The 13,570-nt window shown below is 33.7% G+C and carries 13 protein-coding genes; 11 read left to right on the forward strand and 2 right to left on the reverse strand.

The window, feature by feature from the left end:
- The first annotated feature begins 144 nt into the window (after nt 1-144).
- The 3 genes from cydC to JOC59_RS06600 are packed head-to-tail and all read left to right on the forward strand — an operon-like array spanning nt 145 to nt 3,717.
- Nucleotides 145-1,893 carry a thiol reductant ABC exporter subunit CydC gene (gene cydC, locus JOC59_RS06590; RefSeq protein ID WP_205144007.1) on the forward strand — a complete coding sequence of 583 codons (1,749 nt, stop codon included), beginning with the start codon at nt 145-147 and terminating at the stop codon, nt 1,891-1,893.
- Nucleotides 1,894-1,905: 12 nt separating this feature from the next.
- Complete coding sequence (locus JOC59_RS06595) at nt 1,906-2,568, forward strand: glycoside hydrolase family 73 protein (RefSeq protein ID WP_205144008.1); 663 nt, start codon at nt 1,906-1,908, stop codon at nt 2,566-2,568.
- Nucleotides 2,569-2,592: 24 nt separating this feature from the next.
- The gene (locus JOC59_RS06600; RefSeq protein WP_205144009.1) at nt 2,593-3,717 is read left to right on the forward strand and encodes an ATP-grasp domain-containing protein; all 1,125 of its coding nucleotides are present in this window, start codon (nt 2,593-2,595) and stop codon (nt 3,715-3,717) included.
- Nucleotides 3,718-3,992: 275 nt separating this feature from the next.
- On the opposite strand, the gene rpiA is transcribed toward JOC59_RS06600, so the two are convergent.
- Together rpiA and JOC59_RS06610 are read right to left on the reverse strand one after the other, a co-directional pair.
- Nucleotides 3,993-4,676 carry a ribose-5-phosphate isomerase RpiA gene (rpiA, locus tag JOC59_RS06605; protein WP_205144010.1) on the reverse strand — a complete coding sequence of 228 codons (684 nt, stop codon included), beginning with the start codon at nt 4,674-4,676 and terminating at the stop codon, nt 3,993-3,995.
- A gap of 69 nt (nt 4,677-4,745) precedes the next feature.
- On the reverse strand, nt 4,746-5,027 hold the full coding sequence (locus JOC59_RS06610) for a GNAT family N-acetyltransferase (protein WP_205144011.1): 282 nt from the start codon (nt 5,025-5,027) through the stop codon (nt 4,746-4,748).
- A 137-nt stretch (nt 5,028-5,164) separates the two neighbouring features.
- On the opposite strand from JOC59_RS06610, the gene JOC59_RS06615 reads away from it, so the two are divergent.
- From JOC59_RS06615 to JOC59_RS06650, 8 genes are all read left to right on the forward strand, one after another.
- Nucleotides 5,165-5,716, forward strand: a complete 552-nt coding sequence (locus JOC59_RS06615; RefSeq protein WP_205144012.1) for a dCTP deaminase/dUTPase family protein — start codon at nt 5,165-5,167, stop codon at nt 5,714-5,716.
- 11 nt (nt 5,717-5,727) lie between these two features.
- Complete coding sequence (radA, locus tag JOC59_RS06620; protein WP_205144013.1) at nt 5,728-7,140, forward strand: DNA repair protein RadA; 1,413 nt, start codon at nt 5,728-5,730, stop codon at nt 7,138-7,140.
- A complete protein-coding gene (locus tag JOC59_RS06625; protein WP_205144014.1) occupies nt 7,124-8,263 on the forward strand; it encodes a PIN/TRAM domain-containing protein in 1,140 nt (379 codons plus the stop codon). Before radA ends, JOC59_RS06625 begins: the two co-directional genes overlap by 17 nt.
- 132 nt (nt 8,264-8,395) lie before the next feature.
- Nucleotides 8,396-9,892: a glutamate--tRNA ligase gene (gene gltX / locus JOC59_RS06630; protein WP_205144015.1), complete on the forward strand. Its 1,497-nt coding sequence runs from the start codon at nt 8,396-8,398 to the stop codon at nt 9,890-9,892.
- A 218-nt stretch (nt 9,893-10,110) separates the two neighbouring features.
- On the forward strand, nt 10,111-11,538 hold the full coding sequence (cysS, locus tag JOC59_RS06635; RefSeq protein WP_205144016.1) for a cysteine--tRNA ligase: 1,428 nt from the start codon (nt 10,111-10,113) through the stop codon (nt 11,536-11,538).
- A complete protein-coding gene (locus tag JOC59_RS06640) occupies nt 11,539-11,958 on the forward strand; it encodes a Mini-ribonuclease 3 (protein ID WP_205144017.1) in 420 nt (139 codons plus the stop codon). It abuts the gene before it with no gap.
- A 37-nt stretch (nt 11,959-11,995) separates the two neighbouring features.
- Nucleotides 11,996-12,781 carry a 23S rRNA (guanosine(2251)-2'-O)-methyltransferase RlmB gene (gene rlmB / locus JOC59_RS06645; RefSeq protein WP_205144036.1) on the forward strand — a complete coding sequence of 262 codons (786 nt, stop codon included), beginning with the start codon at nt 11,996-11,998 and terminating at the stop codon, nt 12,779-12,781.
- 195 nt (nt 12,782-12,976) lie between these two features.
- Nucleotides 12,977-13,564, forward strand: coding sequence for a hypothetical protein (locus JOC59_RS06650; RefSeq protein ID WP_205144018.1), 588 nt, complete (start codon nt 12,977-12,979; stop codon nt 13,562-13,564).
- Nucleotides 13,565-13,570: the final 6 nt, after the last annotated feature.

Below are 13,570 nucleotides of genomic sequence, written 5' to 3' on the forward strand. Positions count from 1 at the left end.
TGATACTCAAGAATTGCATTAAGTTTTGTTTGTTGAGAAAAATACATAAGAAAACCCCTCGATTGGATTTACTCCAATTCGAGGGGTTCAGTTCAAGTTTTTAAGCTTAACCCAAGCAATTAATAAGGTGGGTGAGTTAGAAAAATGAAAAAATTTTTGCAACAATTACGTGAAGATAGTTGGGTATTACCTTATTTACGTAAAAATAAGAAATTATTAGTACTAGTAATCTTTTTAGGATTTATGACCGTCTTTTGTGGAACAGCATTGATGTTTACCTCAGGATATCTAATTTCACGATCTGCTCAACATCCTACTAATGTATTATTAGTGTATGTCCCAATTGTCTTGACCCGAGCTTTTGGAATTGGACGCCCTACGTTTAGATATGTTGAACGGTTGACGTCGCATAATTGGGTTTTGAAATTAGTTTCAAATTTACGGCGAAAGCTATATCAATCATTAGAAAGTACAACGATGACTATTCGTCAAAAATACCAAACCGGTGATGTTTTAGCCGTTTTGGCAGATGATATTGATCATATTGAAAATTTATATTTAAGAACAATCTTTCCAATCATTATTGGATGGTTATTATATTTGGCAGTTGGTATTTTTATTGGTACTTATAATTGGCTTGTTGGCATTTTAATGTTGGTTTTATTCGGTTGTATTACAATACTTGTGCCAATTATTTCGTTAATATTTAATGGCGTTAGAATGCAAAATGAACGTAAACTCCAACAAAAATTTTATACTGAATTGACAGATACAGTGTTAGGATTAAGTGATTGGGTCATTGCTAATCGACAAAAAGATTTAATTGCTAAACAAGACATATTAATTAACCAACAGAGTCACCTAAAGCGCATAAATCATCATTTTGATTGGTGGCGTGACTTTATAATTCAGTTAATAGTTGTGTTGATTGTTATTGGAATGCTTTGGTTTACGAGCTTAGAGTTTGGGTCTAATGTTAAAACCGTAAATTGGATTGCTGCTTTTGTGTTGGCTATTTTTCCGCTAATCGATGCGTTCAAAGCGATTTCAGAAGGATTAGCTGAAGTACCAATTCATCATAATTCATTAGTTAGAATGAATAGTTATCAAAATAGTAACAGTAACATTAACGATATACCTAACGAAGTCATTCCCCAAAATCTAAAGATAGATATTAAAAATGTTAGCTATACATATCCAGTTAATACTGAAGCAACATTTAAAAATCTTAATTTAGTGATTCCAATGGGTAGTAAAATAGCAGTATTAGGACCATCTGGCGCTGGTAAAACAACACTTTTAAATATGATATTAGGTGATTTAAATCCACAACTGGGAAGTATTACATTGGGTGGAGAAAATATAAGTAAATGGCAAACCAAGCGTAGTACTATTTTTGCAGTTTTAGACCAACGACCATATTTATTTAACACAACAATTTTAAATAATATTCGGTTGGGTAATTTAGGGGCAACTGATGAGCAAGTAAAAGCCGCAATTGCTGCAGTTGGTTTAAAAGAAATGGTTGAAGCACTACCGAATGGTTACTTAACAATAATGACTGAAGGTGGTCAACGCTTTTCAGGTGGTGAGCAACAGCGATTTGCATTAGCACGAATATTATTACAAGATACACCAATTATCATTTTAGATGAACCAACGGTAAGTCTAGACCCAATAACTGAAAATTCAGTTTTAGAAACTGTTTTTAAATTATTTAAGGATAAAACGATTATTTGGGTAACACATCATTTAATAGGAATTAATCATGTTGATCAAGTTGTTTTTTTAAATGATGGTAAAATTGAAATGCATGGGCAACCTAATGATTTATATCGAACTAATCAAAAATTTAAACAGTTACTTGATTTAGATCGCGGTTTAATTAAGTAAAACGAGGGACAAATGGCAATAAAAAGCAAACGATATAAAACTAAAAAAAAAAATAAAATTGCAAACTTATTTATTAAACAAGGGCGATTGAGATGGTTTAACACGCTTGGTTTTGCTACGTTACTATTTATGCTTGCACTATTTGTTTCTCAAATATATACCACTAAAAGTACTGATAAATTGACACAAAAAAATGAAATGACGCAAGTACAAAGCAGAACGGCTTGGCTAAAAAAAATAGCACCATATGCGCAACGATTGCAAAAAAAATATGGGGTGTTAGCAAGTATTACTTTGGCACAAGCTGCTCATGAATCAAATTGGAATGATAGTCAGCTATCTAGTAAGTATTATAATTTTTATGGCATTAAGGCTAGTAGTGGTCAAGCCGCGATAAAATTACCAACCTCAGAGTATATAGATGGTAAGTGGATCACTGTTAATGCGCGGTTTAGAGTATATACATCATGGCAAGCATCTATGCTAGATCATACTTTATTATTGGTAAATGGCACCACAGAAAATCCTAATCGTTATTATCGTGTGTTACATGCTCGTAACTACAAAATTGCTGCCAAGGCATTATACCAAGCAGGGTATGCAACCGATCCAACCTATGCTACTAAGTTAATAAAGATTATTGAGCAGTATCATTTAGACCGATATGATTATTAGAATTAGGTAAGTAGGAGGAATACAATGACAACACAATTTTATCCAGGTCAGACGTTAGGAATCATTGGTGAAGGTATTAATGGCCCTATGTTGGTACAGGCGGCGCGACAAATGGGTTTTAAAGTAACGGTATATTCACCAGATGAAAAAAGTGAATTAGTTCATATTGCGGATAATTATTTCGTGGGGACTTATTATGATTGGGAAAAATTAAAAACTTTTGCTGAAAGCTGTGATTTTATTACGTATGAAAGTCAAAATATTCAAATCGAGACCTTAAACTTTTTGCAAAAGTATGGTGTTTTACCACAAGGAACTGAGGCATTAGAAATTAGTATGGATCGTCTAATGGAACGGGCACTGTTGGAAGAAAACAATATCAATGTTTTACCATATGCTTCTGCAATTGATTTAAATGATATCGTAACAGCCGCCGCAACGTTAGGTTATCCAATTGTTTTAAAACCAATTCAAAAAAATATTAATCCGCAATTAGCACGAGTGATTGATGGCCCGGCCTCAATTGGTAGAGCTGCTGAACTAATTGACAATGGGACATTTATTGTTGAGTCATGGCTAAGTGATATGCGTGAATTATCAATTGTTGCAGCCAAAGGTGTTGATGGCCACATTGAAATGTTTCCGATGATTGAAAACATTTTTGATAATGGAAAATTAGTTGAAAGTTTAACGGCAATCAAGGTTCCTGATGAAATTGAATTTGAAATGCAACGAATCGTTAATGTCGTAGGAGATGCACTGAATTATCGTGGTGTTTATCAGGTTGATTTTTATTTAACCACAACTGGTAATTTAATGGTCAAAAAATTAGTAGCAACATTGAGTCAAGAAAGTGCCATTTTTGGCCAGGTTACCAATTTGTCAGTTTATGAACAACATATCAGAGCGATTGCTGGCATTCCAGTTTCCGTAGTAACATCTTCAGCCCCCGCAATTTTAGTGCCATTTGATAATTTGGATAATGCGCGATTACAAACACAATGGTTAATTAAAGATAATTGGCATTTTACTTTTTATCATAATGCTGGTTATTCATTGCATGCCGTGCATGGCCATTTTGTAGCGACTGGGGCAGAGTTACAATATTTAATTGATCAAGTAGAAGCAACTAAAATATTATTGAACTAGTGGTAAAGTTTAATATAAAATCAATTCATCTAGAAGACAAATACTGTTTTTTAAGAAACAGTGTTGATTTTTAAATACTAATAGCCTAGCTAATATTAAGGTTATTAGTATTTTTTGGTTTATCATGTAGCCAATTAGATGTGCATGGTTGGGTAGAAAACGAAGACAAGTTTTCTACCTACTACCTATCTTTAAACTAATATCTTTTTTACCATTATTATAAAAAAAGTAACTAACACAAATTATGCATTAGTTACTTGGTAAATCAATATAAATTAGCGGATATCATTGATAACTTTAACACCGGTACTTTGACCAATAATGACAGTGTTAACAATGTCTAAAAATAAACCATGTTCAACTATACCAACCATTTGATCTAGCTGCATAGCTAATTCATGGGGGTTAGGAATCTTTTTTAAGTATAAATCAACAACATAATTTTTAGAATCAGTTAAAACAATTTCATTATTACGCATCCTTAATTTGGGAGCATAGCCTAAATTCTCAAGTTTATGGATGACGTGATGTGAGCCAAAAGGAATTACTTCAAGTGGTAGTGGAAATGAACCTAATGTTTTAACCATTTTTGATTCATCAACAATCCAAATATTTTTAGTAGAATTGATGGCAACAATTTTTTCCCATAGATGAGCAGCGCCACCACCTTTAATTCCTTGGAAATGTTCATCAATTTCATCTGCACCATCGATTGTAAGATCTAAATGATCAACATCATCCAATGCTTTGATTTCAATTCCTAAACTAGTAGCTTGATCGGCTGTTCTTTTTGAGGTAGCAACACCAATGATTTTAAGATTTTCATGTGCTACCCGGGCTCCCAATGCTTCTACTAAGTACTTAACAGTTGAACCAGTACCAAGGCCCACAATCATACCATTTTCAATAAATGTAGCCGCTTTATAGCCCACTAACTTTTTTAATTCTTCTTGTTTCATAATTAATGTGTCAATACTCCTTGTTATTTTAGTTTAATCCTTTTATATTAACATATTTGTAATGGAAATCTATTTTGCTTGAAGCGCTTGTAATTTAGGATCACGTGCAAAGGCAGCCACGGCGTAACTACAAATTGGATCTAGTTTTTTATTGTTTGCGATAGCTAGTGTGACCAGTTGTGATAACAATTTTTGTGCAATTCCTTGGCCACGAAGCTGAGGGTCTACAAATGTGCGTGTAATTTCCCAAATGGTATTATCACCGTTTTTTGGTTGATACTCAATGACCGCTAACTCGTGAGCAAGATTATCTTGATAGACGATTTTATTTTGTTTGAAATTAAATTTCATAACTTTCTCCAATCTAGGGTAATTGTCAGGGTAGTAATAAATTAATATAATTTTGACAGATATTAATAGTATTAGTCAATTATTTTGTAATTTTAACTGTTATAATGAACTAATAGTAGGAAAACGAGGAATTGAAAATGAAACGTGGATTTGAAATTGTAAGTAAATATTTAGATCAAAATGTTAACTTACCAAAAAGAGCAACAAATCAGGCTGCCGGATATGATTTTGAAGTAGCAATTGACTATGTGGTGCCATCAATTTGGAAATATGGTTTTTTAAAAGCCCTGAAAACAATTTTACAAGAAAAAATAATAAATGATGACCAAGGCCACAATGCGCAACAGATAATAAAACCAGTTTTAGTTCCGACAGGTATTAAAGCCTACATGGAAAAAAATGAAGTGCTGATGTTAATTAACCGCTCAAGTGGACCATTAAAGAAAAGTTTAATTTTACCAAATGCTGTTGGGGTAATTGACGCTGATTATTATAATAATGAGAAAAACGAAGGTGAAATCTTTGTACAGTTACTAAATTTTGGTTTACGCGATGTGACGTTAAGAAAAGGTGAGCGGATTGCACAAGGTATTTTCATGCCATTTTTATTAACTGATAATGATGCAATGACAAGTAAACAGGTTCGACAAGGTGGTTTTGGATCATCAGATAATAATGTAGGTTTGTGAGGTGATTGAAAGTGGCAAAAGTTAAGACCCAATTTATTTGTGCTAATTGTGGTTATATTTCACCTAAATATTTGGGTCGGTGTCCCAATTGTGGTGAATGGGGCACTTTAACTGAAGAGAAAATTCAACCCGAAGTCCCTAATCGACAAGCACGAGTTAGTTTAGCTGGTCAAACAGCAAAGGTCGAAAAAATTGATACGGTAAAAATGACAGATACACCACGTGTGAAAGTATCTTTAAATGAAGTTAACCGTGTTTTAGGTGGTGGTGTTGTGCCTGGTTCAATGGTCCTAATTGGTGGTGATCCGGGCATTGGTAAATCAACTTTATTATTGCAATTATCAGGTCAATTAGCTGATACAAAAGGGACTGTGCTATATGTTTCTGGTGAAGAGAGTGCCTCACAGATAAAAATGCGAGCAGATCGATTAGGCGTGGGTGCAACATCTTTTTATCTTTTTCCTGAAACAGACATGAGTGCCATTCGCAAGCAAATTGATGAGTTAAAGCCTAATTATGTAATTATTGATTCAATTCAAACAATGCAAGAACCAGATGTACAATCAGCTGTTGGCTCCGTTTCACAAGTTCGTGAGGTAACCGCTGAACTATTACAAATTGCTAAAACCAATAATATTACGGTATTTATTGTAGGCCATGTTACTAAAGAGGGGGCCTTGGCTGGGCCGAAAATGCTAGAGCATATGGTTGATACTGTTTTATATTTTGAAGGTGATAAGCATCATGCGTATCGCATTTTGAGAGCGGTTAAAAATCGTTTTGGCTCAACTAATGAGTTAGGGATTTTTGAAATGGCCACAAATGGCTTAAAAGAAGTTGCTAATCCATCCCAGATTTTTTTAGAAGAACGGTTAAGTGGTGCTACTGGTTCGGCCATTGTTGTTTCAATGGAGGGAACTCGACCAATTTTAGTCGAGATACAAGCCTTAATTACGCCATCGGTATTTGGTAATGCACAGAGAACTGCTACTGGGCTTGATCGAAATCGGGTTGCATTAATCATGGCAGTTTTAGAAAAAAGAGCAAATTTACTTTTACAAAATCAAGATGCTTTTTTAAAGGCGGCTGGGGGCGTAAAATTAGATGAACCAGCAATTGATTTAGCGATAGCAATCGCAGTAGCGTCATCTTATCGTGATAAAGAGACGGCTGTTGCTGACGCTTTTATTGGTGAATTAGGATTAACTGGTGAAATTAGAAGTGTCAGCCGAATTGAGGAACGCGTTTTAGAGGCTCAAAAATTAGGATTTAAACGAGTATTTATTCCTAAGAATAATTTACAAGGTTGGCAACCAGATACCATTATTGAAGTGATTGGTGTTGCAACAATTACAGAAGCATTAAAATATGCATTTACAATGAAAAAAACAATACGAAAAGGAGTTGATGATAATGATGCGTAAACGAATTATTCAAGCAGCATTTGCCTTGATTGGTGGATCAATTGGATTATTAATCTTACCAAGCTTATGGAATTTAATCGGTTGGCAAGATAATCGTATTTTAGCTAACAATATAATGGACTTTATTATTGGTGCAATCCTTTTTTTTATAATTTCATTTATTTTTGTTACTTATATTGATCAAAAACTAACTGAAGCTGAAAAATATTTAGCTAAAAAGAATCCAATTACACTATTAATTGGTAGTGTGACGACGATATTAGGTTTGTTAATTGCTGTTTTAATTTCAAGTTTATTGGTTAATTCTGATGTTTTCTTAATTAATACCGTAATTCCAGTGTTGTTAATGCTCGTCTTGGGGTATTTAGGTTTTCGCCTTGGAACAACTAGAATTGATGAATGGAAGAAATTAATTCCAGCTCTTAATCGAACTCGTGCAAAAATTGAATCAATTGATGATGGCCGAATATTAGGAGAACGGAATAGTGAAGCTAATTATCATCACTATAAAATATTAGATACTAATATTTTGATTGATGGCCGAATTTATGATTTAGTTAAAACCGGTTTTTTGGAAGGAACATTACTGGTTCCTAATTTTGTATTATATGAAATTCAATATATTGCAGATTCAGCAGATTCAGTTAAACGGGTGCGTGGTCGACGAGGACTTGATATTTTAAATAAATTGCGAGAAGAGCAAATTATTCCTATTGAAATGTATGAAGGTGATTATGAAGACATTAAGGAAGTTGATGAGAAATTAATTCAGCTCGCTAAAGATTTAAATGCTGTCTTAGTAACTAATGATTATAATTTAAATAAAGTAACATCATTTCAAAACGTTGAAATTTTTAATATTAATGAATTAGTAGGGGCCTTAAAACCACGTGTCTTACCAGGTGAAGAGTTACATGTAATGGTTGTTAAAAAAGGAACTGAAAGACAACAAGGGGTCGCTTATTTAGATGATGGCACCATGGTGGTTGTTGAAGATGGTCAATTCTTTATGAATAAAAAATTAGAGGTAACAGTTACATCTGCTATTCAAACTGATGCTGGGCGAATGATATTTGCGAAACCAGTTCATTCTGGTCGACCAATTGATAAGCCACAAAATTAGAAACTAATTTAAAAGTGGATAAGTTATATAAAAACTGTAACGATACTTTTAATATTATTTTATTTGTTGTATTATCACATTAGTATGCATTAATTGTGCACAATAAAAAAATACAGAAAGAGGCTAACTATTTTGGCAAATAAGAAGTTACGGGTTCGGTATGCCCCCAGTCCAACAGGACATCTTCACATTGGAAATGCACGAACAGCATTGTTTAATTACATGTATGCTCGTCACAATAAAGGAACATTTATTATTCGAATTGAAGATACTGATCAAAAACGTAATATTGCAGATGGTGAAAGAAGTCAGTTAGAAAATCTTAAATGGCTTGGAATGGATTGGGATGAAGGCCCCGATAAGCCTGGTAAGTACGGACCATATCGTCAATCTGAAAGATTAGATATTTATAAACCATTAATTCAAGATTTACTTGATCGTGGTCTTGCTTATGAATCCTACAAGACAGAAGAAGAATTGGCACAAGATCGTGAGCGCCAACTTGAAAATGGGGAAACCCCACGGTATGAATATGAATTTGCTGGTTTAACCGATGAACAACGTGAAGCTAAAATTGCCGCGGCAAAGGCAGCTGGGTTGACGCCCGTTATTAGATTTAAAGTTCCGGTTGGTAAAGTCTATGCGTGGGATGATATTGTAAAAGGAAATATTGAAATTGGTGCAGAACAAGTTGGTGGTGATTGGGTTATTCAAAAACGAGATGGGATGCCAACTTATAACTTTGCAGTTGTGGTCGATGACCATATGATGGAAATATCACATGTGTTACGTGGTGATGATCATATTTCAAACACACCTAAGCAAATGATGATTTATGATGCTTTTGGATGGGATGTACCTCGATTTGGTCATATGACATTGATTATTAATACGGAAACTGGGAAAAAATTATCTAAACGTGATGAGTCAATTTTACAATTTATTGAACAGTATCATGAACTAGGTTATTTGCCAGAAGCACTTTTAAACTTTATTGTTTTATTAGGGTGGTCACCAGTTGGTGAAGAAGAAATTTTTAGTTTATCAGAATTTGTGAAAATGTTTGATGAACATCGTCTATCTAAGAGTCCCGCTAAATTTGATGCTAAAAAGCTGGAATGGGTTAATAATCAATGGTTAAAGAAAGTTTCAACTAGTGAAATTTTCCCATCTATTTTACACCAACTAGTTAATGGAGGGTTAGTTACTAAAAATGAATTGACCCCAGAGAAATTAACTTGGTTATACAAAATGACAGAGCTTTACAAAGATCAAATGTCATATACTAATCAAATTAATGAGTTTTCTAAAGATGTATTCTTTGACATGCCAGTAAGCCTTGATGAAGATAGTAAAGCAGAAATGGCTGATAAGGAAGGTGTCTTGACAGTATTAGAAGCTTTTAAAGCTGAGGTTTTAAAGCTTGAATTTTTTGTAGCAGCAACAATTTTTCCTGCTATCAAAGCGGTTCAAAAGGAAACTGGCATCAAGGGACGTAAGTTATTTATGCCAATTAGAATTGCTGCTTCACACGAAATGCATGGACCGGCTTTGCCAGAGGTTCTTGAACTACTTGGTAAAGATAAGGTTTTAACAAATATTGAAGCAATGATTACTGAACTTAAGTAATTGACTAAAATTATCATAAGTAAAATTATTTAAAACTCTGAGCTGAAGTTTAAATGCTAAGGTTGACTATTTTGTTAACTAGCATTCAGATTATTAACTCAGAGTTTTTTAGTTTTTAAAATGGTTTGATTTACTTTTAGGTAGTTAAGAAATTTATTTCTATGGTATGATAAAATAATAAGCTAAATAAAAGGCATTTAAAAAGGAGATGGTTACAAATGTTACGTGTATTTAATGCTATGACTCATCAAAAAGAGGAATTTAAAACAATAAAGCCGGGTATAGTTAGCATGTATGTTTGTGGCCCAACTGTCTATAATTATATCCATTTAGGTAATGCTCGTTCAGCAATTGCTTTTGATACTATTCGGCGATATTTAGAGTATATCGGTTATCAGGTTAACTATGTTTCTAATTTTACTGATATTGACGATAAAATAATTAAAGCCGCTAAGGCCGCTAAGGTTAGTGAACAAGTTCTAACAGCTAAGTTTGAACAAGCGTTTGATGAAGATACTGCCCCGCTAAACATTAAAAAAGCAACGGTGCGGCCATTGGCAACAGAACACGTTACGGAAATTATCGATTTTGTTAAAACATTGATAAATAAAGGATATGCATATGAAAGTATGGGCGATGTTTATTTTCGAGCTCGTAAATTTCCAGAATATGGTCATCTAGCACATCAAAGTGTTGATGATTTAGAAATTGGTGCATCAGAACGGCTTGATGATGGTGCATTAAGTAAAAAAGAAGATCCAATTGATTTTGCTGTTTGGAAGGGGGTTGCCAATGATGCTTCCATCAGTTGGCAATCACCATGGGGGGCAGGCCGTCCCGGTTGGCATATTGAATGTTCAGTTATGGCCATTAAATATTTAGGTGATACAATTGACATTCATGGTGGTGGTCAAGATTTAGCATTTCCCCATCATACCAATGAAATTGCACAATCAGAAGTTTATACGGGAAAAACTTTTGCAAATTATTGGTTACATAATGGTTTTGTGACAGTTGGTGATCAACAGGAAAAAATGTCTAAATCATTAGGTAATTTTGTAACGGTTCATGATTTACTAAAGGATGTGAATCCGCAGGTTCTAAGATTAATGATGGCAACAACACAATATCGACGACCAATTTCTTATACGGAAACTGCAATGCAGGATGCTGAAAATACTTTAAAGCATTTAACTACAGCATATCGTAATCTCTATTTTAGACTTATAGATGCTAAAACTGAGTCAGCGAATACGGTCATTGTCGAAAAAATAGCAACATTTATTAAGCATTTTAAGATCGCTATGGATGATGATTTTAATGTTGCCAATGCGATGACAGTTATTGCCGAAATGGCGACTTATTTAAACGTTTTAGCTAGTCAAACTGATCGATTAATTAAAGAAAATATTGAAGGATTACTTAGCGAATATACTAAAATGTTAATGGTCTTAGGAATTGATATTGAAAAAGAGAGTAATTTTAAACAAACAAGTGATGAACAAGTTGAAGCGAAAATTAACGAACGTGCTTCCGCTAAAATCAGTAAAGATTATCAGTTAGCTGATAAAATAAGAATGGAATTACAAGCTCAAGGAATTATTTTGGAGGATACACCACAAGGAACACGGTGGCACAAAGAGTAGATGGTAAATTATCAACAAATGAATGGAATTACATTAGCTTATATGGGTGATGCAATTTATGAAGTATTTATACGCGAACATTTAATTAGTAAAGGGGTTGTAAAACCAACCCATTTACATCATACTGCGACTCGCTATGTGTCGGCAAAAGCACATGCGGCATTATATAGGCTGATGCAACAAGATAATATTTTAACAGATGAGGAACAACAGTATTTTCATCGGGGACGAAATGCCAAATCACATACTAGTGCTAAAAATACTGATATCGTGACATATCGTATTTCAACTGGAATAGAAGCATTATTTGGTTATTTGTACTTGAGTAAACAAAATCAGCGGATAGAAAATTTAATGAATTGGTGTATTGAACAGGTTGAAATAGGAAGGACAATGGAAAATAATAGTGATACAAAATAAGCGGCAAACACGTAAAACAGATAGTAAAAATAAGACGATGAAGAGTCAAAAGGCAAAGCATAATACCAATAACGAACCCTTAGGGCAACAGGATTTTATTATTGGCCGGCATCCAGTTTTAGAGGCGTTGAAGGCAAATCAAGCGATTAATAAGGTTTGGTTGCAAGAAGGCTTAACGGGAGAAGTGCTTCAAGAGGTTACTAAACTAGCAAAAAAACAGAAGTTAGTTATACAAAACGCACCTAAATCAAAATTGGATGAATTAGCTGATGGGCAAAATCACCAAGGAATGGTTTTATCAGTTGCCGCTTTTGAATATGCTGAAATGACGGATTTGTTTGCTAAAGCAGCGGCTAAAAATGAAGAACCATTTTTCTTGATTTTGGACTCAATTGAAGATCCACATAATTTAGGTTCAATTATGCGAACAGCGGATGCAGTTGGGGTTCATGGCATTATTATTCCAAAGAGACGAGCGGTACAGTTAACAGCAACCGTTGCTAAAACTTCAACAGGAGCGATTGAGCATGTCCCAGTTGTCCGTGTTACTAACCTAGTTAAAACAGTTAGTGAATTAAAAGCAAAAGGTCTTTGGATTTTTGGAACAGATATGAATGGAAATGATTATCGAAACTGGGATGCTAAGGGACCAACTGCGTTGATTATTGGGAATGAAGGAAAAGGAATTGCTAAATTATTAAAGCAATCAGTTGACGAGATGTTAACGATTCCGATGATTGGACATGTACAATCATTAAATGCTTCGGTAGCAGCTTCATTGTTGATGTATCAAGCATTTTCAACACGGAACTCGGTTAAATAATATAAATATTATAATATTTATATTATTATTATTTAAATTAATAATAAATTAAAAGATGAAATCACTTGAAAAATAAGGGATTTCATCTTTTTTTGATAAAATCATTCCTTTTAACGAACTTATGTTCGAATTAATTATTATTAAACTAGTTTTAAAATAAAGCTACTTAAAGTTAGGTGAAAGGAAATTTTAAAGATGATAAATTATGAAGAAAAAACCGTAGCCCAATTAGTAGTAATATTTCAAAGAGAACAAGAAGACTTAGCATTTAACGAATTGTGCATTAAATTTCGACCATTAATTGTGAAGCAATGGAAACAATTTGGTAATTTACAATTTTCTTTAGAAGAGTGGCAACAAGAAATGCGCGTTATTATGTTTGAATCAATTATGAAATATCAAGGTGATATGTTTAATGTTACTTTTGGAAGTTTTTACAAACGTGCAATTCGGTTTAGAGTAACTGATGAATGGCGTAGACGCCAAACTAAACGACAAAGATTTAGAAAAGATATGCAATCACTTGAAGCCAGTACTAATCTTACAAATTTGAAATTAGCAGATGTGCTTGTTGATAATTACAATCAAAAAGTAGATGAATTAATTGTTTTAGAAAATGGAATTGAAGAATTTAAAAGTACGATTACCGGGAAATTAGAAAAAATTGCATTAAAAGATGTATTGGGTGAAAATGATACCTCTTTGCATCAAGAATTCGATGATAAAGCAATAGCACGAGCCCGGATAAGGGTGTTAAAAAAACTTGAAGCATATTTAGATTAGTGTTAT

The sequence above is a fragment of the Periweissella beninensis genome (assembly GCF_016908275.1).
Taxonomy (GTDB): domain Bacteria; phylum Bacillota; class Bacilli; order Lactobacillales; family Lactobacillaceae; genus Periweissella; species Periweissella beninensis.